The organism is Membranihabitans marinus (assembly GCF_019802045.1).
Classification (GTDB): domain Bacteria; phylum Bacteroidota; class Bacteroidia; order Chitinophagales; family Saprospiraceae; genus Membranihabitans; species Membranihabitans marinus_A.
Window position 1 is genome coordinate 172,134 of sequence record NZ_JAHVHU010000009.1, and the last position, 21,941, is coordinate 194,074.

Sequence of the window (21,941 nt, forward strand, 5' to 3'; positions counted from 1 at the left end):
CAGATCTCACGATTAAGTACGAAACTTCATTTCAGGACGATCCACGTTCCTTTCTACTCCATCTTTACATTGTCAAATCGATAAGGCAGAGCAAATAATCATCAGATGGTGTCTCCTTTTTCGCTTTACTAAATGATCTAACGATAGGGGAAGTGCTTTGTGAAAATCGGAATTTTTAAAAATAAAATAGTATTACTATGAAAAGTTTGATTACATTTTTTTTGTTTTTTTGCACACTTAGTGCTTTTGCTCAAATGAACTTACCAGAGGGTAAGGAAACTGAAGTTGCCCATAAATACAGGGTAAGTTTACCTTATTTTGTTCCTGAAGGACTTATCGTGGATTCCTGGGATGATCGAACAAGTACACAGCATTTAGAGCTTCATATAAAACGCAACCTGGATAATAAGAACATCATAGGACTGAAGTTTGCCTCCTGGCGGTTGTTTCAACCCATGGGTATTACATGGTGGGATGGTTTATTGGATAAGTTAGAGTCAGAAAGTGAATTCTATCCAGGATATGTGCGAGAAATAGGAATAGGCGTAACTTACCAACGTATGCTATGGAAAGGATTATTTGCAACTGTGGAAGTTCTACCGCAATTTCAAACCTATAAGGATCTGGACGGTAATAAAACTGGAAATGATATTAAACTTTATACTTCGTATCATCTGGGCTACCATATCGCATTTGGTAAGAAGAGACGATTTTTTATAGAACCACAGATTAATTGTATGTATTGGATGTTTGATAACAATGCGCCCGATGGCTTTAAGCAGCTGGACGATAAATGGAGAAACTACTTTCTTTTTGAGCCACAGATTTACTTGGGGCTGAATTTTTAAGCGATGTTCTGACCTCTCAGAAATCTCAATGCCTGGGTTGTCAGACTATAAGCACAAAGCAATTAATGACTTGTCCGCCCATCACCATGTCTTTATAGCATAGGGAGGGAACTGGTCCCAGGTGAGGAAGCTTGCCGGGTGGTTGGTGAGTGTGGGCAGCTCCTGACCTTTTTTCACCTTCCTTTGATAATTTCCCATTGCATTGTGGTGATGAGTAGTGTGATATAAAAAAATCCTGAATACACGAAATGCAATGTGTATTCAGGATTTCTGATTATGATGAGTTATTTGGTGGTGAGATCACCACGACAACTTACGCTTGCTTCACAAACTGAACGTTGGCAATAATTTTCACTTTGTCGCTCACTACGATGCTACCTGCTTCGGTGACATCATTCCATCGAAGGTTGAATTCTTTCCGACTGATGGATGTCTCGGCTTCAAAACCCGCTTTGGTTTGACCATAAGGGTCTTGAACAATTCCGTTAAAATCAACATCCAAAGTAACCTCTTTCGTGACATCTCGGATGGTTAAATCGCCGACTAAAGTGCTTCCATCAAATGATTTGGAAACAAAGGTCAGCTGGGGGTGCTTTTCAGCATTGAAAAAATCATCGGACTTCAAGTGTGCATCCCGGTCTTTATTTCTTGTGTTGATGGAATCTATTTCTGCACTGAATTTAACCTCAGCTCCTTTAAAGGTATCATCTTCAGATTCGATCACACCCTCATACGTTTCGAAGCTGCCCGTTACGGTTGAAATCATCATGTGCTTCACTTTGAAATTGATTTCTGAGTGCGTAGGATCGATTTTCCAGATTGTCTTGACTGCTGTTTCCATTTTGTCTTTAAATTTTACTTGGTTATTAATTGTTGATAGCAAAGATAAGACCCCAGTTACACCTGTACATTGATCTATGTTAAGAAGTGCGGTGATGACCTGGTGAAACCGGGTATAGTCCCCCTAGATATTGATTTTTGATATAAGCCTCTCCAGGTGTGGGGCGGTAGCCTCCCGTCATGTTCGGCGCTCAAACCGCTACACCCCAGAAAATCACAATGAAGCATCCAGGGGGTCATCCATATCTTCCATTAATTGGTGTAGCTTCCCCTTCATCTCTTCCACCTTTTTACCGTATTCCGGCAAATCAGCCAGGTTGTGTATTTCCTGCGGGTCCTCTGCGAGGTTGTACAATTTTACCGTATTGATCGTAGGGTAGACGATTAATTTGTAGTCACCGGACACCACCATGCGGTGGATGTTCATATAAGCACCGTACACCTCAGGATAGGGACTATCGGCTTCCGGTTCCTGAAGTAATCGGGTAATACTATGAAAATCGACGTAGTCCGGTATTTTCACATCGGCCCATTCCAGGGAGGTGGGCATGACATCCTGAAGATAAATCGCCTGATCACGCTGTTCGCCGGGCGGAACACCCGGTCCGGTGACGATAAAAGGAACGCGCATGCTGTGGTCGTACATGCTCTGCTTACCCAGCAGTCCATGGTGGCCGACAGACAATCCATGATCCCCCGTGAAAACGATGTAGGTGTTCTCCATTTGACCCGACGATTCCAGGGCATCCAGGATTTGACCGATCTGTTCGTCCATGTGGGTTATGAGCGCAAAATATTCCTGGCGGTGTTTTTGGACCGCATACTCGGTCCTTGGGAATGGAGCCAGTGCTTCATCTCGTAAACCGGGCCCGAGACCGATTTTGTCATAATCGGGATAAACTTCCAAATAATTCTCGGGAACCGGGATATCGTTTACAGGGTATTGATCCAGAAATTCTTGCGGAGCCTGCCGCGGGTCGTGCGCCGCATTGAATGCCAGATACATAAAAAATGGATTTTCTTTCTCTGCGGCCTGATGAATAAAATTCATGCCATCGTCCCGCACCACCTCGCTCCAGTGCTGACCCCCGGACCAAAATCCACCAAAGGTAGTATCCGTGGGATCCCAACTTTTATCCTCTCGGGACCTGGGGTAATTGTAGCCCACTGGCATAGCAGCTGCCACGTCCCCACCATTTTTGATGGCATCCGATACACCTTTGCCTCCTCCGCCTTTGCCCCAGGCATCCGGTGGCATGCCCGGCCGTTCGTGACGCACGGTATCAAAAACATGTGAGGAAGGGGCTCTGACATGCCACTTCCCCGACATATACGTGTCGTAGCCTGCCTGTGCCATCAGACGACCCCAGGTTTGTTCAAGCGCGGTGGAGTCACCCTGTCCCCACCGATTTGCCATTTCCTGAGCCTCCCACAGGTATCTACCGGAGATTAACATGGATCGGGAAGCCACGCAGATCGCACCATTCCAACCGCCCATATTGTACGTATGTGTAAATGTAGTCCCCATGTTCACCAATCGGTCCAGATGAGGTGTGTGCACCTTCTCATAACCGAGTGCTCCGATGGTTTCATAACTGAGGTCATCGGCAAACAAAAAGAGAATATTGGGTTTTGTAGGTTCCATGGAATCGTCAGCGGTAGACTGGCATCCAAATGCTGCCCATAGAAGGACGAACCAAGGCAGGATGAAGGTGGATTTCATAAGGTTGGTGTTACGGTGAGGTGTAAATTAATAAATTTTTGGATGGAATTTATCCGAATGTAATCAGTTTGTTCCCTCATACTCGGGCAGGATGTAGTCTCATGGAAATATTATCTGCATAGAAGCTGAACATATACGCTTCGAGCGGCGGTATTGATGAATGCTCGACCTATGGAAGGATATTTCAGCGCTCTTTATTACTGATCGCCGATCGTCGGATAATCAAGGCCCTGAGCACTTTTTTCCTGCGAAGTTTTCCAGGTTTGCCATTGGGCTTTCAAGGCCTGAAACTCTGCCGGGTGTTTACTCGCTACATCCGAGGTTTCGCTGAAATCGTTCACCAAATCATACATTTCAAATGAATGACCGTCGTCCTTGCTGTATATTTTGTACCTGTTCCCGATCAAAGCGGCTTGATTTTCTATTCGAAAAGGGAGGTGGCGGGTCATTTCCGGGTTGCTGAGGACTTTCTGCAAGTCAATCCCGTCGTAGGGTCTTTGATATTCTGTAGTATTAATGTCAAGCAGTGCAGCGATGGTGGGGAAGTAATCCGACGTGTAACACGGCACATCGATGACCTGCCCACCGGCTATGTGCCCGGGCCAGACCATCAAACCAGGAACGCGGATCCCCCCTTCATGCAGGCTTCGTTTTCGTCCGCGAAGTCCATTCGTGATGCCTTGTTTCCTGCCTTCGACTTTCTGCCCCTCCGGACCATTGTCGCTGGTGAAAAAGAGCAACGTATTATCTGCTATGCCCAGCTTCTTTAGGTGCATACGCAACCGACCAATCTGTTCGTCCATGGCGGTTATTGTACCATAATAATGCTGCTGGTCGTCTGAGAATTTACTGTACATTGCGCGGTACCCTTTACCCGTAAGAACCGGTAAATGGGGGGTGTGAAACCAAACTACACTTAAAAACGGAACATTTTCTTTCACAGATTGGGCAATAAATGGCAGCACCCGGTCCATAATCACCCGGCTATCATCTCCCAGGAGATTCACTGTCACTTTTTCGCCCGGGCCATCCGCTCCTTGCCGGGTCCAGTAGGCCGTGCCAAAGTATGCGCCTTGCTCCAAGCCCGCGCTCACATCCCCTGCCAATCGGTCTGGTGTAATCATGGGATCCCAGGTGGGAACCTTGGACTCCGTAGAAAAACACACATCAAACCCATGTTCCCAGGGTGGTGCATAATGCTTATAATGCTCGGGGCGTCCGCCGCGGTTGGCGTCGCGAACAGTTCTGGTCAACGTTCCCAGATGCCATTTTCCGAAGTGTCCGGTTCGGTATCCTATGTCTTGGACCATTTCCGCCAATGTAATTTCTTCGGGTAGAAGGTGGCCGCAATTGGCGTAGCAAATCCCGTAGCGCAGGGGATGCCGTCCCGTCAGCACGCTGCCTCTGGTGGGAGAACAAACCGCCGAAGCGGCATAAAACCGGTTGAATCGGACCCCTTCTGCAGCCATTTGATCCAGATGCGGGGTCCTCAGGTGGGGGTGACCGAGATATCCTACATCGCCCCATCCCTGATCGTCTGACATCATCAGTATGATATTGGGACGTTTATTTTGTAAAGAAGGATGGTCCGATGTGGCCGGACAAGACATTACGATGATGCAAAATAAAAGACCAGTTATAAATGGAAGGGTTTTGATCATACCACCTAAGATAGAAAAAAATGAGAATCATACGTTTGCTATCATTGATTTAGCATAGAAGAGAAAGCAGGCAAAACTAAGTTCTTAAACAAACCGGGTTAATGACCGGAAGAATAAACGCGCTGTAGATCAGTATTATCCTGTTCATGTTTATAAGCCGACCTTAAAATGGCGGATATCCATCTTGAAACTCAGCATTAAATACTGTTGCAAAACATTGGTCTGCACATCTTCAATGAAAGTTTCCGTGACCTGGCGGGTCAGGCTGTTATTTTGATTGAGCAAATCAAATACACCCAAACTAATCTCTCCGCGGTCATTCTTAAAGAGCTTTTTGCCAATACTCATGTTCCACAACAGATAATTTTGATCAAAGCTGTCATCCAGTCCGCTATAAAATTGGTGGGTCGCATCTGTACGAAAAACAATTCCATTGCCCAGTACCCAGTCAAATTTTAACCGGGTGCTTTGGTTAAAATAGTCCGTGCTCAAAGCCTCTTGCAAGGTGTTTTGAACCGTGTTGAAGTTGCTCCGGCTGGACAGTGTAAAATCCACCCGTTCGCTAAAATTGCTACCCAGAGTAAGACCTATGCCGACATTTGTGTTGTCGGAATAATTCAGCTCTTCGTTGACCAATCCGGGCGAACGAATAAATCCTCCGGTCAGATCAATGTTGAGATTGGACTGTAAAGGACGCAAGGGAAACCCATAGGTCAAAAATGACCGAATATTCCACTGGCCGTCTAAGTTGACAGGCAGTGTGAGCTGGGCGCCTTTTTCCACATCATACTGATCCAGGATCGGGTGCTGATCAGCCGCCAGAAAGGTGCTGTTGGCTATGTAATCATTGGTCAGACTACCACCTACCATGGCAAAAAATACAGAGGATTTTTCGGTATTGGTCTTCGTATATCGGGCAAAGAGACTATGGTTGTAGGATTGATTCAGATCCGGATTTCCTACAGTCAATTGAAGCGGATTACTATTGTTCAGTACATTCTGGAGCTGATCTATGGAAGGCAACTGCGTACTGGTCCGGTACATCAACCGTAGGTTTTCAGATCTGGAAAACTTGTACCTAAGCATAGCCATTGGCAATACATTCCAGTAACTGTTTTCGTAGGTATTGACCATCGGCACTCGCTGTTCATTCAACAGATTGGCGTATTGAAGACCGGCTCTCGACATCATAGAGAAGTCCCCCGACCGGTAGTTGTATCCAGTACCCAGGGATTGGGTAACATAGTCATTGGAAAACACATTGCTCAGATCAGGATTGAACAAGTCGTATTCTTCCGAACCTTCATCCATATCATAGGTTTCTTTATGACTTTCTTCCTGCTGATAGCTGCTGCGATAATTCATCATCAACATAGCTTTCTCGCCGATCGGTTCTGTGAACTGCAGATTAGCGGACGCGTTCCATGAGGAATTGTCCAACGAAGCGTACTGATCCAGGATCGATGGAATGCCTATATTATCCTGAAAGATGTTTTCGGAATAGAGATAACTGCTTCCTTTCCGGGGCGCATAACCCGAATTGATCCGCACGGAAAAAGTTCGTCGTGGTTTGTTGAACTTGTGTTTCCAGGTCAGGTCATTATTAAAATTTAAAGCTGACAAATCTGCCGTAAAATCATAGTCCGACTGACTCAGCAGATCCTGGGCCTGCATGGTTTGACCAAATACAGACTGAATGCCTTTGTTGGTCTGAAGTGAAATTCCGGGTCTCCAGTTGAGCGAATTATTTTCATTGATGGTGTAGTCCACTTTAGCGGAAAACCGATGGTTGTAATTGGTGCTTTGGGACAGATTATCCTCCGAATACATCTCATTGTTGCCTTGTTCTCCGAAAAACTGCTGAGAAAGGAGTTGTTTGGTCGTGTTATCCCCTTTGTTAAAAAAATAACTGGCCGTCACTTCTGTTTTGTCGCCCCATTGATCTGAAAAATTGATCCCGGCCGCTGTCGTATTGGTGATTCCACCTTGCTGCCCCACCATAAAATCGCTGGTCGAGCTGCCAGAACCTCCTCGGCCTCTACCACCTCCTCCAGGACCCCCGCCAGAGCCTCTTCCACCTCGACCGCCCCGGCTGTTCCCGGAACTACCCACTACCCCCAGGAGATCTTCTGTACTGAAATTTTGCTGATTCACGTTATTGGACATACCGATCAGTGAAATCCGCTGATCCCCATTGAAAATGTTTAAGTTGCCGCCAGCTTGATATTTGTCCTCGTACCCATAGCCGCCCTGAATCTTGCCAAACTGACCATTCCGCATACTGGCTTTGGTTACGATATTGATGGTCTTGGAGGTTTCTCCATCTTCAAAACCCGTAAAATTAGCCTGCTCGCTTTGTTGATCAAAAATTTCGATCTTATCGATCACCTCAGAGGGCAGGTTTCTCAGCGCAGCAGTCGGATCATTCCCGAAAAAAGGTTTCCCGTCCACCAGCACTTTTTTCACGTCTTCGCCCTGTGTCTGAACCTTTCCGTCCTGTAATACCACTGTTGGCATTTTTGCGATCAGGTCTTCCGCATTGGCATCGGGCAGAGTCTTATAAGCAGCAGCGTCATACACGGAAGTATCCCCCCGCAGCTGCACGGGCACCACTTCACCTTCTATGGTTAGTTCATCCAGTTCTACACCCGGTTTCATTCGGAGGATTCCCAGGTCAACACTTGCTGCGTCCACCTCGATCTGTCGGACTAATTTTTGGAAGCCGACATAGGTGACTTCGACCAAGTATGCCCCTTTCGGTAGATCGTCCATCCGGAACCCGCCATCAATGTCTGTGGTGGCCGTATGGACTTTAGCGGTGTTGGTGTGGACCACGACCACGTTGGCTGCTACCAACGGCTCCTGATTTTCATCGCTGATCAAGCCACGTAGTGTGCCGTTTTGACCAACCGCGGCGAAGGCGGATAAAAAGAGAAGAAGAAAAAGAAATGTTTTCATTTGATTTGGATGTATAGAAGATGGATAATCGGGATGGATGCCAGATCACCCGATTATCCTGAAAAGTGTGAGCTGCATCTTTCATTAGCCGTGATTCATTAACCACGATTGCCACGTCGGCCTTTTCCCCTGTTTCCGCGCTTGGATTGATTTTCTCGTGAGTCTGCCTTTTCCAGTTTTTCGAGTTGTTCCTCGCTCAAAACCTTTTTAAGCGCTTCGCTTTTTTCCTGATTCATCGATTTCATAGAAGCCCGGGCGGCGCTGCGGTCCTCTTTGGTTTCCTTCCGGATTTCCATCATTTTTTGCGCATAATCGAGGTTGATGGCACGGACTTCCTTTTTCTGCTCCTCGGTTAATTCGAGGTGCTTTGCCATTCGTTCGGTTTGTTTGTCTGCCATTTCCTCGGGTGTGGTTGGTCCTTCTCCACGCTGAGCATAGGTGGTGATGCCAACGAACAGGGCAAAAACGGTGAGTGTGATTGATTTAATAAATGGTTTCATGATAAGGTGTGTTTTGAATTAAAAAAATGTATTCTGTGAATATTCTGTAGAGTTTGTATTTCATAATTCCTGATTATGTTATTGTAAATGTAACTCCGCCTGGATGCTCACTAAAATTAATTCAACCAATCGAGGGCAGGCCTCCACAAAGAGGTGGCCTTTCTCAATGACCGGCGATGTCGTGATGTGTAGGGAGGTTATAGAGACCATAGCCTGGTTTATAGAGACCAAAGCGATGCACGTTGAGTCTTTTTCTATTTCCGCAAAATTTTGTTGACATTTAAGCCATGTTGCGATATGAACAAAATAAGATCCTGTGGCAGATCCTGATGTGGGGTGGCTCGTGGATATTGGTCTCTTTCTTTTTGACGAACGGCCTCGAATCTCCACAATCTTTTGCCCGTCGTGGTTCGGCCAGTTTGGTCGGAATCATCCTGGTGGTCTCGGTAAACATACGGTATTTGGTGCCCCAGTTTTATTTTAAGAAGCGGCATGGAGTGTTCGTACTGGCTGGTCTCGCACTGATAATACTGACGGCGCTGCTGATTCATAGTGACGGACTTCCCTGGTCGGATTGGTTTACTTACCAGCGACGGAGCAGTTCGGGATTTCGACGTGGAGGAAGCATGCGAAATATGTTTATCGGCGTGCGTTGGCTCAACCGGATGATCCCGTTTATATTTGCATTTTTGGGCAGTACGCTCGTAGAGATTTCATGGTTTATAAATAAAAAGGAAAAGGAAAACCTCGCCACGGAACTCAAGTTTTTAAAGTCACAGGTCAACCCTCACTTTTTGTTCAATGCACTCAATAATATCTACAGCCTGGCCGTCGATCGCTCGCCACAAACCCCGGAAAGTGTGATCCAGCTGTCAGAGATACTGCGTTATATGGTTTATGATTCCAATGCGAAGGTGGTTCCCCTGGAACATGAAATTAACTATATCAAAAACTATGTCCACCTAAAAAACCTTTCAGATCCGAACAGGCGAAATATCCGTCTCGATCTGCCGGAATCAGTGGCAGGGGTAAATGTTCCGCCGCTGTTATTTATCCCCTTTGTGGAGAACGCTTTTAAACACAGCAAGATCGAAAGCTCGGAAGATGCGTTTATTGATATAGAACTCCAGGTGGACGAAGAAGAGGTGACTTTTCGCGTGGTCAATAGCATGCCGCAGCATGAATACACAAAAGATAAAGTCGGAGGCGTCGGTCTGGAGAATATCCGAAAGCGGTTGGATTTGTTGTACCCCGGGGGGAAGCATCAACTGGACATCCGTCATCTGGAGAATCAGTTTGAAGTCTTTCTTCGGTTAAAGATAAGCAGAAATGAAGTATAGTCGTGGAAGACATCTGATCAGTAATTCAACGTATATGCTAAGTCAATTAGAGTTGATATGAGTAAAATTAACTGTCTCGTCGTCGACGATGAAGAGCCGGCACGACGACTCATCGAGAACTACATCAACCGGCTTCCGAACCTGCACCTGGTTGGAAAATGTGCCAATCCCCTTTCTGCCATTGAGGTGATGCAGGAACACCAGGTGGATCTGATGTTTCTCGATATCCAAATGCCGGAACTGACGGGCGTGGAGTTTCTCAAAACGATGACGACACGGCCTTTGGTGATTTTCACCACCGCCTACAAGGAGTACGCCCTGGAAGGTTATGAACTAGATGTGGTTGATTATTTGTTAAAACCATTTCGGTTTGAGCGGTTTGTTCAGGCGGTCCATAAGGCGATGCATATATTGAAGCCGAAGGTCGGGGCCGCGGTGAATCTTGCGGGTGATGGACCGGCGGAAAAGCAGGAGTCCAAGGATTATCTGCTTGTGAAATCAGATTTTAAGGTGTACCGGATTTTCTTTAGAGACATCCAGTACATCGAGAGTATGAAGGAATATGTGGCTTATCATACACCCGAAGGACGCACCTTGTCGTTGGGGTCTCTGAAAAGTCTGGAAGAGGAGCTGCCTGCCGATCAATTTATTCGTATTCACAAGTCCTATATCGTATCCAAAGCGAAGGTGTCTGCGCTCGATGGTAATCAGGTCCAAGTTGGCAACCAAAAACTTCCGATTGGCTCGAGTTACAGAAAAGCAGTGATCGAAGCGCTTTTTTGAAATAATCGGAACAGCCAGGTTAGCCCGCAAAATCAAACGTCACCCAAAATTGGGCTATGAAATATGCCCAATTTTAAAATTTAAGCAATTGATGCACTGCATATTATGTATCATAGCACATTGACGTGGTGAATAAACCGGGTTACGAAGCACTTCGCAGTATTTTCTCCATTTTACGCCCCTTCGCCAATTCATCCACCAACTTATCCAGGTATCGTACCTTTTGGGTCAGCGGGTTGTCAATATCTTCGATTCGATAACCACAGATGACCCCCTTGATCAGGTGTGCATTGGGATTTAAGCGGGCTTTTTGAAAAAAGACTTTGAAGGTGACCTTTTCGTCGATGAGATTTTCAATGTCTTGCGACGTGAATCCCGTTAACCATTCGATGACCTGATGGAGCTCTGCTTGCGTACGTCCTTTGCGTTCCACCTTGGTGATGTAATGCGGATACACCGAGGCAAAAGTCATTTCAGCCATCCGGCGGTTGTGTTCGGGTGTGGTTTTCATGGTGTGGTGTGATCAGGTGAATCGATTTCATCTTTTTTCATAAAATCAAAGGCTCCTTTTCGCAGGGAAACGTCATATTCCAGGTAGGCTTTCATACTGGCTAGAAAATTGGCCCATCCACCGGTGTTGCCTACCAGCCATTGAAGGTTTTTTTCGCTGAGGCTTTTGCCGTTTTCAACTACCTTGATGACGGTGCTCTTGTCAGGTTGTTCTTCCAGGGTCATGGTCACTACGGTTTCCGGATCCCAGACATAGGATATGAAGTGGGGTGGTTCGACCGTAATGTCTTTGAGTGGATAGGTGTCTTTAAATTCCGGAAATTTCCAGGTGATTTCACGACCGGTTTCAAGCCGTCCGCTACTTTCAGAAATAAAGTAACCAGTCATTTTATCCGGATTAACAATGCCTTCAAAAACTTCTTCAATTGGTTTTTGAATTTGAATCATAGCTTGAGCGATCAGTTTCATCTTATTTGTTTTTGTGTGAAAATCATGTTTAGCAAGATTCTGAGCTTACAATGACTTCAACCCGAAGGCGCCTCGATCCGTGTATCAGGGCGGTGGTTAATTTCAAAATTACACGAATTGGCAATAAAGCATTGTTTGTGCGCTTCTTCATGCAGTGCGTTGGCTTTGTCGATATTATTTTGATCTGAAATAATAACCCTTGGATAGATGGTTACCTTCGTGAACCGCCCACCACCGTTTGCGTCTTCTTCCATAATGCCTGTGGCATGGTCGGTGTATGCCGTGACTACAATATGGTGGACGGTGCACAAATGCAAATAGCACAACATGTGGCAGGCCGAAATGGCCGACAACAAAAGATCTTCGGGGTTGTATCTGGATTTGTCGCCGTAAAAGGCGGGATCGGACGAGCCCCGGATCACCTCATATTTTCCATCGACGCTGATGTCGTGGTTTTTGTTGTAAGCATCCGAGCTTACCGTCCCCTGGCCTTCGTTTCCGGTCCATCTTATGGTGGCTTTGTATTTGTGTATCTTCATCGTGACATTGGCTTTATCATGTGATTATTTCATGCGATTGACTGTTCCCAGGTAAGTCGTTAAGCCTATCGGAGTGTGGGAACGGTAAAAAATTACAAATTCAGAAGGCTGAGTCATTTTGTCTTCTGTACTAATCGCCCTTCATTCAACGAAGTTACTGACCAGTATGAGGTACATGTATGTTTTTTTACCTGCCCACAGTGCATCCATACGAATGGCTTCATTCTAACCGCTTCAAGATAATAAATTTATAACGAGTTACCACCTCTTTTTTGCATTCGCAGGATCGGTGGTGTATTTTTTAAAGGGGATAATGCGTCATAAGGCGTCGTCAGTTATCCTGATCATGAGCCAGGAAGAAAAGTTGTCCCATTACAGAGGATTAGCACTAGTGGTGTTTCATAATTAAAATAGAACTAACAAAATTAAGCTATTCAGAACCTAATCCGATCGCTCAGAGGTCGTAATGTATCCTTAGACATTGAGACTTCTCCGAAGTCGATGAATACTGCAAAAACCATCTGCTAACCTAGTTTTGACCTCGCTGAGATCTATTGAATCAAGCTCAAATAGTACTTTTATTTGCGCTAAGCAGGGTCAAGCTGGGGATGGAAGTGCGAAATAGTACCTGTACATTATTTGTGAATTGGAGAACCAGTTCTTCTTTTGTAATAAAATGGCCTTATTTTGAACAGATACAATTGATCTTATTGTTGAGATCGTGTAGATCTATCCCTATAAACCCAAAGGCAGGTTGTCTGTCAAATAAATAACTTACGCGATATGAAAATGCAGAAAACAAACAAATGGATCCTGATTTATGGTGTGATCGCCGCACTGCTGATTGCACTGCATTATGTGTTGCAGCTTTCTGTTTTCGAGGTCTGGAATGAGTACGTTCCCTTTTTGGAAAAGCTGAGTATGAGTTTGTTTTTGATTGCATTAATTTTTATGGTCAGCAAAATCATTCGGAAGCTGATCAATACACGGGCTCATCTGGAGGGCGACCGGTACAATCTATTGCGCATTACCCGGTTGCTGGCGATCGTTTCCAGTTTAATCGTGGCCACTTCGTTTTTATTTCAGAACCTGTATGCAGCGGTGGTTAGTTTTGGATTAATTTCTCTGATCATTGGTTTTGCACTACAGGCGCCCATTACTTCATTTATCGCCTGGATATATCTGATTTTTCGACGCCCCTATTTGGTCGGGGATCGAATCCAGATTAACGGACTCCGCGGTGATGTGGTAGAAATCAATTATCTGGATACGACGATGCTGGAATGCAGCGGAGATTATTTGGTCAATGATCGGAGAAGCGGCCGGATCATCCGTTTTCCAAACAGCCTGATTCTAAAAGAGGAGGTAATTAATTATTCGGGACCAGACTTTCCGTTTATATGGAATGAAACGCCGATCCAGGTGGCTTATACCAGTGATCTGGAGTTTGTGGAAGAATGTCTGTTGGCTGCAACAAACCGGGATTTTAGAGAACATTATCGGCATTTTGCAGCGCATGAATGGGAAGAATGGGAGCCGGCGGTTTATTTTAGAATAAATACCTATGCGTGGATGGAAGCCGTAATTTCGTACCCGGTGGAACCCCGGGATACGACCGGCCGTCGAAATCGAATTTTGCGGTATGCGCTGGCCCTGTTAAATGAAGCGCCGGATAAGGTGCAGTTTCCGGAAGGGACGCTGCGGTGACGGTTGTGATAATGATTCTATTGAATACGTAACCTCATGGTTAGAGATTCTTCAAGAAATGTACAACCTCCTCTTCTTCCCAAAATCCCATATTTTTATGAAAGGCTCGGGATTCCTGATCGGTTAACCAGGTGTCCGAACCCAATTGAGTGCATCCTTTTTCTTTGCACCACAACTCACCCATGCGGAGAAATTCTTTAGCTATTCCCATCATTCTGTAATCCGATTCCACAAAGATCCCTTCCAGATAACCTGTGGGTGAATTTACGGCGCCTTCTACGGGATCCGTCCGTATTGAAAAAATGGCAAACCCCGCATATCTGCCAGCTGGTGCATCTTTTGCAATTAGCGTATGGTACTTTTCAGACTTGACCGTTTGAGTCAGCAATTTTACCAACTGATCTTTCGAATAATCTGTCCACAGCTTTTGACTCATCCTGAGAAGGTGGTCAAAATCTGAGTTAGTGTATGTTACATAGTTGACTTTATTCATGGTGATTTCGTTTGTATCTTATATTCACTACTTCGGAGGGGGCCAGCTATTTTAGGTTAATCCCGCGGCAGCAGCCATTGTTCATTTTTTAGCCAGCATGATCCACCAGCCGATCGAATAATCGGCTCCTGTGTAAAACAATACTTCGTCGCCGCTTTCCGGGTCTATAAAAATTTGTGGGGCGATGATTTCATCTTTTTCATAGGGTGGTCCGGCCTGGATCAATATGGGGTGCTCTGATTCGTTCCACGGTCCAAAAGGGTGGGAAGCTCTCGAATAATATATCGCTTCTTTTCCATCGAGATCACCGGTTCGTACTGCGATGAATTGGTTTTCGCCTGCTTTGGTTACCTGACCCTCCATTCCGATTCTTGTGTCAACCAACTGAAAATCATTCCACGTGTGGCCATGATCCTGAGAGGTTGCTCCGATGATCCATACTTCCGTCACGTCCTTTGGGGCGTCGTTCCAGCCAATAAAGGTCATGTACAGCGTTCCCTCATGTTCTACGACACTTGGAGAAGTCATGCAATAAACCTGTTTCCCGGCCATATTTCCTTTTGCCACTACGGGGTTTTTCATTTGAGTATAGGGTCCGTCCAGCACATCTGCTTCAGCCAGAAAGATTTGGGCTTCATAGGCGGTTTCATCCTCATACCCGATGTAGTAGATTTGGTGTTTACCCGTCGAAGCCTTTCGGTAATACGCAGTTTCTTTGTGGACATCCAGTCCGGATGGACCCACAGAACCTAACAAGGTGTTGGAAGGCCTCCATGCATCTAAGCCATTGGAGCGAGCCAGTTTTATGGATGACTTTCCATTTTTATCCCCGGAGTAGATCATTTGAAGCGAATTACCATCCACAAATACGTGGGCATCACTGGCGACCTGATAATTTTCACTGGCGATCGAATCTCTCAGCACCGGTGTCGATGTCCGGGTCCACTGATCAAATTCTAATTCATCTGATTTTGTTTTTTCACACGACTGAATGATCAATGCGGTTAAAAAGACGGTGCCTATGAATAGTTTCATGTCTGTTGTTTGAGTGGTTCCTGCCAATCTGCCCGTTGCATTGGTCTATGTATAAGACGTAGCGTACCACAAAGAAGTTTCAGCGTTGAAATATTTTTTGGTAGCTTACTTATCCCTATTTATTCACCACATCAATCTATTGTGATACATTATATGCAGTGCATCAATTATTAAACTCCAAACATCCTTGACGCTGTTTACAGGAGCTCACCGTTCTTCTTTCAGTCATGCCATTTTTGGGTGACGGTGGGAATAAAGCGGTATGACGGGGCTTTATTCGGAACAACGACCAGCCTGCATATCTTCAATGGTCGGATTGTATTTATTGTAGATGGTTCCAAATGACTGGGCATCCGCCATTCCTTTAAGAACATTCGCCAGTGAACAAAAGTCGGTCAATGAATCATTGGAGACAAAAGTCATTTTAGAAAAAGAAGTAATGCCGTTTAGACCATTGATATTTGTCAGGTTGATGTTGTTCAGCATGATCACTTCATCGACTTCTGCGAGATTTGACAAACCATTGAGATTGGTTAATCGCCGATTGTCGTTGATGTAAAACAAGCCACCTATCTTTTTTAAGCTGTTCAAATGACTCAGGGAGGTCAGGTGATCATTGTTGTCAATGGAAAAATCACCGTCGATCATGCCCAGATTTTCAAGCCCCGCCAGGGATTGGAGTTCTTTATTATCTCTAATCGATAAGAAGTCTGCCTTTTGAATGTTTTGCAGACCATCCAGGGATTTCAATTTTGGATTTTTAAAAATCAATATACCCTTCACTTCTTCTAAATTTTTTAGCTCTTCAATTGATTCAATGGTCGGAGAGTTGATGACCAGGTTGCCACTGAGGGTCTTGTATGCCCGAATAGCGGGGTCGTCCAGATCCGATGGCTTATTGATGACCAGATTTCCAACCAGGTGGGTCACCGGGCTTTCTATCGAATTATGAGTAGGACACGCTGTGCATGCGAATACCAGTAATATCAGGAAGAGTTTATTCATTTGATCTGTGCGATTTTGGGTGCAAATATATCGTTCGTGATGAAATTGCCTAGCCCGCTTTATTCATCACGTCAATTTGTTATGATACATAATACATGGAGCATCAATTACCTAAATTCCAAAATTGGACATATTCCATAGCCCAATTTTGGGTGACGTTTGACTTTTGATTCATACATTATCCTCGGGACAGAGCCCTCGGTTCTCTCATAGAAAGTTCACTGAACTTTCTGTCTCAGCTCGGCTTTACCGAGATGAGACTACATTCGTTCATGTTACTAACTCCTTGAAATAGAATACTATTCGTGAGGCTACCCTTCCAAAATGAGGGCATTTTGGTTCCCTCATCAAAGATGGATTTACCATCTTTGGTCTGCGTTGCACTCCGACTATATTCAGTCATTCCTTGCATCTGCACCTGTCTAACTGCCATTAAAACAATAATCAACGCCAGGTAGGTAAATCAAAAGCCATGAATTTTGCGGGCTAGGGCAGGCATAGCATCTACATTAAAACCTATTTGCACAATAGCAGAAGCGCAGATGTGATGTGGTAACCGGATCAACCCGTGTAAATTATTGGAATAGTCTTAATACATGCTCCATTTTCGGATCCTAGATCAGATATCTAAGTCCGGACAGAAGAAAAGTCCTGGAATACGTTTTATAGCTCTTCTGATACCAAATAGGACGTATAGATGATGTAAAAACTGAACATCATGAATGCTTCCCATCGATCGAGCTTTTTCCTTTTTCCGGTAACCATGGCTAGAATTAGAAAAACGGTTCCTCCCATCAAGATCAGTAATTCCCGGTTAAAGTTCGTGTTGTAAGAAATGGGATGAATCAAAGCACTAATGGAAAGGATCAGCAGTATGTTGAATATATTGGAGCCTATTACGTTCCCAATAGCAATATTGCTATTCTTTTTTAAGGCTGCAACGATGGAGGTAACTAACTCTGGTAGTGAGGTTCCTGCCGCAATGATGGTTAATCCGATTATTTTTTGGTTGACGTCCAACTCAGTCGCTATTTCTATACTATGGTCGACGACCAATTTGCCACCTGCGATTAATCCAGTGATACCAAAGAGTATAAGACTCCAGATTTTGAAGTTTGATTTTTCTTCATAATTGACAGCCTCCGATTTTTCCTGTTTCAGCTGATGAAACACATAATACAGAAAGCCGATAAAAGCTATGAGTAATATCATTCCTTCCCATCTTGAAATTGCCAGGTTTTGATAAATAAAGAAATTGTTAGCAAGGATAAAAAACAATATGGTGATGATCAGTGATAGGGGGATTTCTTTCCAAGCCGTCGAAGATTGAACGGTAATGGGATAAATCAATCCGGCAATGCCGAGGATAATAAACAAATTGAAATTATTGCTCCCGATAATATTTCCGAAAACGATGTCCGATAACCCATTGAATGAAGCGACCGCATTGACGACCAATTCAGGTGCGGACGTACCAAAAGCCACAATGGTCAGCCCGATAACCAAATCAGATATGTGATTCTTTTTGGCTAAGGAGGAAGCCCCGTCAACCAGCCAGTTTGCACCAAATATCAGGCTTGTAAACCCTGCAATGATTAAGATAGAGGATATTAGCATAGTCCATACTGGATGTTCTGCTCAAATGTACCACAATGGGTTGAAACTCTTCTTTTTTATTTTCAGTTCAAAAACATGTAGCCAATTCTTTTTCAGGCGAACCAAAGATGGAGCATAGAGTTCTATCTTCGTCGATTATAAATTTTGCCGTTGGTCAGCTCCTGGCCTGAAAACAGGTCGTCGATGGTGACCAGGTGATATCCTTTTGTCTGCAAATTGATAATCACCGCTGGTATCGCATCCACGGTGGATTTGTGAATATCATGAGCCAAAACTATTCCGTTTACTTTGGCCTCGCTCATTCTTTCTGCTACCGTTTCGGCGTGGCGATCTTTCCAATCCATGGGGTCCAGATTCCATAATATAATAGGCATATTCTTCCTGGTGCGTGTTGATAAATTCATACTCGGTATAGGGGTAAGAGGTATGGAATTTGTTTTTGTCGGTAGTGGTTTCTGACCCGATTTGAATGGTTTTGATTTGAATGCGATCCGTGAGGTCCTCCACACTTTGATCCAATTCAATGGCTGAGGGTGTGGTTGATTCTTCCTCTTGTTGGTCCGTGTCCTGGCATCCACAGAGTATGGATGCAAATAGGAAAAGGGTGAAAATACTTCTCATAGTCTATTTTTTGAGTGGAGCTTACTACAGATCCTTCACAAAAGAAAACAGGGTAGGTGTGCATTCTATTGTGTTTTCTGGCCGATTGCTGTTGCGAATACCTTAGCTATCCACATATTGCCAGTTTTTTTTGGATTCCCGAATCTGCCGAATTGCCTTTATTAATGCACCAGTGACATGGTTTGGTGAATTACTCTCACCTGGTACTAAAATTATAATATATACATTGCGAATCAACTTCTTACATTTTTGGAAAGTGTTGGATGTGGTGTCAGACACTTGCCGTGGAAGGCTTGTGCGCAAGGGTAGTGTCTGGCACGTGGCTGCCGGGGTGACACAAATGGGTTAGAACTTGTGCCGCTTCTACGGTGCATCCCCTTCACACGTACATCGGAGGTCATAGTTCAGCCGAGAACAGGCCCTAACCCGCAAAATTCATGGCTTTTGATTTACCTACCTGGCGTTGATTATTGTTTTAATGGCAGTTAGACAGGTGCAGATGCAAGGAATGACTGAATATAGTCGGAGTGCAACGCAGACCAAAGATGGTAAATCCATCTTTGATGAGGGAACCAAAATGCCCTCATTTTGGAAGGGTAGCCTCACGAATAGTATTCTATTTCAAGGAGTTAGTAACATGAACGAATGTAGTCTCATCTCGGTAAAGCCGAGCTGAGACAGAAAGTTCAGTGAACTTTCTATGAGAGAACCGAGGGCTCTGTCCCGAGGATAATGTATGAATCAAAAGTCAAACGTCACCCAAAATTGGGCTATGTAATATGCCCAATTTTGGAAATTAAGCAATTGATGCACTGTGTATTATACGTCATAATAAATTGACGTGGTGAATAAAGCGGGCTAAATCTGATGGCATTTGCTTACTTCTGCTTTGACCTTTCAAAGAGTGGCACGGTTTGAACCGAAATTCGTCATGGTCAGTATCATAATATTGGCACAGTTATTCCGAAATAGGTGGCACAGTTTGGTCCGGAATATCCAATTGAGTTCATCTGCCATTTTCAAGATAAGCAAATAGGTGATTTGTTCCAGGTAATCGCCATAGCCTACGCCGTCATCGCGGAGGACATTGGTAAGGTTCCAAATTTTTGATATGATGCTTGAGTCGGACATTTGTAGTTCTATAATTTTGTAACTAATATTTCTTTGATTATGAGTTGCAAAATACTTTGTGGCTTATCTATGATTCACAAAGGATATTCTGCTAATCATTTACAATGGTCAGTAATTTTTTAAAAGCATAAATAGATGGTCTTCTACCCGAGCCAGCTTCTGCAATATCCAGTATACTTTCTTTTACCAATATATCTAAAAGTCGGGTGGCACTCGATTTGGGTATTTCTGAGTGTTTTGAAAAATATTTAGAGGAAAATATAGGTTGAATAAAAATAGTATCTAAGCAATGTACCGCATATTGACTACGGGTACTTTCTATAATCTCTTTTTTAACCTCTTCGTAAAGATGGATAATTGCTTTGGTTTTATTAATGTTTTTCTCGGACTGGACAATAATTGTTTCAAGAAAAAACCGAATCCAATTTGTCCAGCTACCACTATCCGTAATATTTTTTAATGCATCATAATATTCCGATCGGTGGCTTTCTAAATAATCACTGAGGTAAAAAACCGGTTCGTGAATGATTTTTTTATGATACAGGAATAATGGTATCAGGATTCTGCCCATTCGACCATTTCCATCCAAAAAGGGATGTATTATTTCAAATTGAGCGTGGACAATGGCCAATTGCACATTAACATCTTGTTCTTCGTAATGCATGTATTTCTCCCAATTGCCCAATGCTTCTGTCATATTGGAAACAGTTGGTGGTACAAATCGAGCAGTGTCTATAGTTGAGCCAGGTGTACCGATAAAATTTTGGATGCGTCTAAAGTTTCCCGGATCAGCACTGCTCCCTCTAACGTCGTGCATTAATGTTGCGTGCATTTTGCGAATCAAGTTTAACGTCAGAGGCCTACTTTGCATCTGCTCTCTTCCTTCCTTTAAGGCAATACGATAATTAATGACCTCATAAATGTCGCTTTTCTTGTAATCCTCGACCTCTTGCTCCCCCTCGAACTGCAAAACATCTCTTAAAGAGGCTTGGGTACCTTCAATTTTTGAGGAGTGCACCGCTTCTTGGGTGCGTAAAGGTGCTAATAAGACATCGGGATTGATAACCGATTGCAACAAGCCATCATAACGCGCGATATACCTGTTGGCTTTACCCATCAGGTCGATAAACTTAGCCCATTCTATGTTTTTAAGCGGTAAGGTATCTGGAATATAAGGTTTCATTTTTGTGGCTTATGGGGGAGTAACAAAAAAGCTTGTGGCTCAAATATACGACAATATGAGTCATAAAGCAACTTGTGGCTCACGGATGAGTTGCAAACATTATATTTCTTCTCCTCTTTAACCCGCAAAAGTCAAACGTCACCCAAAATTGGGCTATGTAATAGGCCCAATTTTGGGATTTAAGCAATTGATGCACTGTATATTATGTATCATAACAGATTGACGTGGTGAATAAAGCGGGTTAATCCCCTCCAATAACACACTCGCAGGCTCATAGTCCGGATCTGCATTGCATTGCGTTATTTCTTCTTCCGTTAATAACTTACCGTCAAAGCTTTTTTCAAAATACTCTGTCGTAAAGCTTCTGCTTTTTCTAAACTCTCTGTTCTGCTTTCTTCTACTTTATCACAAACGGATAAACGGGATTCGGTTTCTTGAAAGATTTTATGTTGTTCGTTTAAAGTAGGTAAAGATATCATTTGAGAAAAAACATCCTTATCACGAACAGCAGGATAAGAAGTTCCTCTTTGTAATTTATTTAGTGGGTCTAAAAAATTGAGATGTTGTTGACGGGGCAGTTTCCATACGGACTCCCGTTAGTCGCGGGCCGTTGATGCGTAACAAAAGCTACACCCATCCCCTCTAATCTGCACTTAAAGCATATCTTTGTTGCGCATATACTTCAGGATGTTATTCATCGGATGCCAATGAATTCCCCATCTATTCGATATTCTTTGGCTTATAATTTATAATGAGTTTTGTTTTCTCAGTAATGGATTAGCTTCAGTGATTTCTGACTAATATATAAAACTCCCTGGTTTAGGGACCGGTACGTAATAACCTAACAGTTTTGACTTGCTCTTTTGCACATTCACTTCGTTAAAAAGACTCGCTTTAGCTATAGCTGTGTTTTTTGCCTCGTTAATGCACAAAATACCGTCGTCAATTCCAGTTATTTTATTACATCCCAAACCCTTAG

General features: G+C 44.0%; 19 protein-coding genes and 1 pseudogene. 4 read left to right on the top strand and 16 right to left on the bottom strand.

The window, feature by feature from the left end; translation table 11 throughout:
- Positions 1-197 precede the first annotated feature (197 nt).
- Positions 198-848 carry a hypothetical protein gene (locus KUV50_RS10780; protein WP_222580152.1) on the top strand — a complete coding sequence of 217 codons (651 nt, stop codon included), beginning with the start codon at positions 198-200 and terminating at the stop codon, positions 846-848.
- A gap of 313 nt (positions 849-1,161) precedes the next feature.
- On the opposite strand, the gene KUV50_RS10785 is transcribed toward KUV50_RS10780, so the two are convergent.
- From KUV50_RS10785 to KUV50_RS10805, 5 genes are all read right to left on the bottom strand, one after another.
- Positions 1,162-1,689, bottom strand: coding sequence for a YceI family protein (locus KUV50_RS10785; RefSeq protein ID WP_222580153.1), 528 nt, complete (start codon positions 1,687-1,689; stop codon positions 1,162-1,164).
- 213 nt (positions 1,690-1,902) lie between these two features.
- A complete protein-coding gene (locus KUV50_RS10790; RefSeq protein ID WP_222580154.1) occupies positions 1,903-3,411 on the bottom strand; it encodes a sulfatase-like hydrolase/transferase in 1,509 nt (502 codons plus the stop codon).
- A gap of 197 nt (positions 3,412-3,608) precedes the next feature.
- Positions 3,609-5,072 (bottom strand): sulfatase, encoded by a 1,464-nt coding sequence (locus KUV50_RS10795; protein ID WP_222580155.1) that lies wholly within the window; start codon positions 5,070-5,072, stop codon positions 3,609-3,611.
- 150 nt (positions 5,073-5,222) lie between these two features.
- The gene (locus tag KUV50_RS10800; protein WP_222580156.1) at positions 5,223-8,030 is read right to left on the bottom strand and encodes a TonB-dependent receptor; all 2,808 of its coding nucleotides are present in this window, start codon (positions 8,028-8,030) and stop codon (positions 5,223-5,225) included.
- A gap of 98 nt (positions 8,031-8,128) precedes the next feature.
- Positions 8,129-8,530: a Spy/CpxP family protein refolding chaperone gene (locus tag KUV50_RS10805; protein WP_222580157.1), complete on the bottom strand. Its 402-nt coding sequence runs from the start codon at positions 8,528-8,530 to the stop codon at positions 8,129-8,131.
- 287 nt (positions 8,531-8,817) lie between these two features.
- Between KUV50_RS10805 and KUV50_RS10810 the strand changes: the two genes are divergently transcribed.
- Positions 8,818-9,870 carry a sensor histidine kinase gene (locus KUV50_RS10810; protein WP_222580158.1) on the top strand — a complete coding sequence of 351 codons (1,053 nt, stop codon included), beginning with the start codon at positions 8,818-8,820 and terminating at the stop codon, positions 9,868-9,870.
- 57 nt (positions 9,871-9,927) lie between these two features.
- On the top strand, positions 9,928-10,653 hold the full coding sequence (locus tag KUV50_RS10815) for a LytR/AlgR family response regulator transcription factor (RefSeq protein WP_222580159.1): 726 nt from the start codon (positions 9,928-9,930) through the stop codon (positions 10,651-10,653).
- Positions 10,654-10,795: 142 nt separating this feature from the next.
- Here KUV50_RS10815 and KUV50_RS10820 read toward each other — a convergent pair whose 3' ends face one another.
- The 3 genes from KUV50_RS10820 to KUV50_RS10830 are packed head-to-tail and all read right to left on the bottom strand — an operon-like array spanning position 10,796 to position 12,170.
- Positions 10,796-11,164 carry a DUF2200 domain-containing protein gene (locus KUV50_RS10820; protein WP_222580160.1) on the bottom strand — a complete coding sequence of 123 codons (369 nt, stop codon included), beginning with the start codon at positions 11,162-11,164 and terminating at the stop codon, positions 10,796-10,798.
- The gene (locus KUV50_RS10825; protein ID WP_222580161.1) at positions 11,161-11,631 is read right to left on the bottom strand and encodes an SRPBCC domain-containing protein; all 471 of its coding nucleotides are present in this window, start codon (positions 11,629-11,631) and stop codon (positions 11,161-11,163) included. Before KUV50_RS10825 ends, KUV50_RS10820 begins: the two co-directional genes overlap by 4 nt.
- Before the next feature lie 56 nt (positions 11,632-11,687).
- The gene (locus KUV50_RS10830; RefSeq protein ID WP_222580162.1) at positions 11,688-12,170 is read right to left on the bottom strand and encodes an OsmC family protein; all 483 of its coding nucleotides are present in this window, start codon (positions 12,168-12,170) and stop codon (positions 11,688-11,690) included.
- A gap of 783 nt (positions 12,171-12,953) precedes the next feature.
- Here KUV50_RS10830 and KUV50_RS10835 point away from each other — a divergent pair.
- Complete coding sequence (locus tag KUV50_RS10835; protein WP_222580163.1) at positions 12,954-13,877, top strand: mechanosensitive ion channel family protein; 924 nt, start codon at positions 12,954-12,956, stop codon at positions 13,875-13,877.
- A gap of 40 nt (positions 13,878-13,917) precedes the next feature.
- Here KUV50_RS10835 and KUV50_RS10840 read toward each other — a convergent pair whose 3' ends face one another.
- From KUV50_RS10840 to KUV50_RS10875, 8 genes and pseudogenes are all read right to left on the bottom strand, one after another.
- On the bottom strand, positions 13,918-14,370 hold the full coding sequence (locus KUV50_RS10840; protein WP_222580164.1) for a GNAT family N-acetyltransferase: 453 nt from the start codon (positions 14,368-14,370) through the stop codon (positions 13,918-13,920).
- 81 nt (positions 14,371-14,451) lie between these two features.
- Entirely contained in the window at positions 14,452-15,405 is a 954-nt protein-coding gene (locus KUV50_RS10845; protein ID WP_222580165.1) for a family 43 glycosylhydrolase, read from the bottom strand.
- Positions 15,406-15,678: 273 nt separating this feature from the next.
- Positions 15,679-16,410, bottom strand: coding sequence for a hypothetical protein (locus tag KUV50_RS10850; protein WP_222580166.1), 732 nt, complete (start codon positions 16,408-16,410; stop codon positions 15,679-15,681).
- A 663-nt stretch (positions 16,411-17,073) separates the two neighbouring features.
- Positions 17,074-18,027, bottom strand: coding sequence for a calcium/sodium antiporter (locus tag KUV50_RS10855; protein ID WP_222580167.1), 954 nt, complete (start codon positions 18,025-18,027; stop codon positions 17,074-17,076).
- Between the two features lie 122 nt (positions 18,028-18,149).
- A complete protein-coding gene (locus tag KUV50_RS10860; RefSeq protein ID WP_222580168.1) occupies positions 18,150-18,299 on the bottom strand; it encodes a hypothetical protein in 150 nt (49 codons plus the stop codon).
- The gene (locus tag KUV50_RS10865; RefSeq protein WP_222580169.1) at positions 18,289-18,648 is read right to left on the bottom strand and encodes a hypothetical protein; all 360 of its coding nucleotides are present in this window, start codon (positions 18,646-18,648) and stop codon (positions 18,289-18,291) included. The genes KUV50_RS10860 and KUV50_RS10865 overlap by 11 nt, the downstream gene beginning before the upstream one ends.
- A gap of 999 nt (positions 18,649-19,647) precedes the next feature.
- Positions 19,648-19,779, bottom strand: a pseudogene (locus KUV50_RS19755) (type I restriction-modification system subunit M N-terminal domain-containing protein); the annotation flags it as partial.
- 91 nt (positions 19,780-19,870) lie between these two features.
- Positions 19,871-20,962 (bottom strand): Fic family protein, encoded by a 1,092-nt coding sequence (locus tag KUV50_RS10875; protein WP_222580171.1) that lies wholly within the window; start codon positions 20,960-20,962, stop codon positions 19,871-19,873.
- Between the last annotated feature and the right edge of the window lie 979 nt (positions 20,963-21,941).

Excerpts from the sequence above, each read along its gene's own strand:
- KUV50_RS10855 (WP_222580167.1), bottom strand. The coding sequence starts at position 18,027 with ATGCTAATATCCTCTATCTTAATCATTGCAGGGTTTACAAGCCTGATA.
- KUV50_RS10800 (WP_222580156.1), bottom strand. The coding sequence starts at position 8,030 with ATGAAAACATTTCTTTTTCTTCTTCTCTTTTTATCCGCCTTCGCCGCG.
- KUV50_RS10790 (WP_222580154.1), bottom strand. The coding sequence starts at position 3,411 with ATGAAATCCACCTTCATCCTGCCTTGGTTCGTCCTTCTATGGGCAGCA.
- KUV50_RS10850 (WP_222580166.1), bottom strand. The coding sequence starts at position 16,410 with ATGAATAAACTCTTCCTGATATTACTGGTATTCGCATGCACAGCGTGT.
- KUV50_RS10845 (WP_222580165.1), bottom strand. The coding sequence starts at position 15,405 with ATGAAACTATTCATAGGCACCGTCTTTTTAACCGCATTGATCATTCAG.
- KUV50_RS10865 (WP_222580169.1), bottom strand. The coding sequence starts at position 18,648 with ATGAGAAGTATTTTCACCCTTTTCCTATTTGCATCCATACTCTGTGGA.
- KUV50_RS10815 (WP_222580159.1), top strand. The coding sequence starts at position 9,928 with ATGAGTAAAATTAACTGTCTCGTCGTCGACGATGAAGAGCCGGCACGA.
- KUV50_RS10825 (WP_222580161.1), bottom strand. The coding sequence starts at position 11,631 with ATGAAACTGATCGCTCAAGCTATGATTCAAATTCAAAAACCAATTGAA.
- KUV50_RS10780 (WP_222580152.1), top strand. The coding sequence starts at position 198 with ATGAAAAGTTTGATTACATTTTTTTTGTTTTTTTGCACACTTAGTGCT.
- KUV50_RS10875 (WP_222580171.1), bottom strand. The coding sequence starts at position 20,962 with ATGAAACCTTATATTCCAGATACCTTACCGCTTAAAAACATAGAATGG.
- KUV50_RS10820 (WP_222580160.1), bottom strand. The coding sequence starts at position 11,164 with ATGAAAACCACACCCGAACACAACCGCCGGATGGCTGAAATGACTTTT.
- KUV50_RS10795 (WP_222580155.1), bottom strand. The coding sequence starts at position 5,072 with ATGATCAAAACCCTTCCATTTATAACTGGTCTTTTATTTTGCATCATC.
- KUV50_RS10830 (WP_222580162.1), bottom strand. The coding sequence starts at position 12,170 with ATGAAGATACACAAATACAAAGCCACCATAAGATGGACCGGAAACGAA.
- KUV50_RS10805 (WP_222580157.1), bottom strand. The coding sequence starts at position 8,530 with ATGAAACCATTTATTAAATCAATCACACTCACCGTTTTTGCCCTGTTC.
- KUV50_RS10785 (WP_222580153.1), bottom strand. The coding sequence starts at position 1,689 with ATGGAAACAGCAGTCAAGACAATCTGGAAAATCGATCCTACGCACTCA.
- KUV50_RS10835 (WP_222580163.1), top strand. The coding sequence starts at position 12,954 with ATGAAAATGCAGAAAACAAACAAATGGATCCTGATTTATGGTGTGATC.
- KUV50_RS10840 (WP_222580164.1), bottom strand. The coding sequence starts at position 14,370 with ATGAATAAAGTCAACTATGTAACATACACTAACTCAGATTTTGACCAC.
- KUV50_RS10810 (WP_222580158.1), top strand. The coding sequence starts at position 8,818 with ATGTTGCGATATGAACAAAATAAGATCCTGTGGCAGATCCTGATGTGG.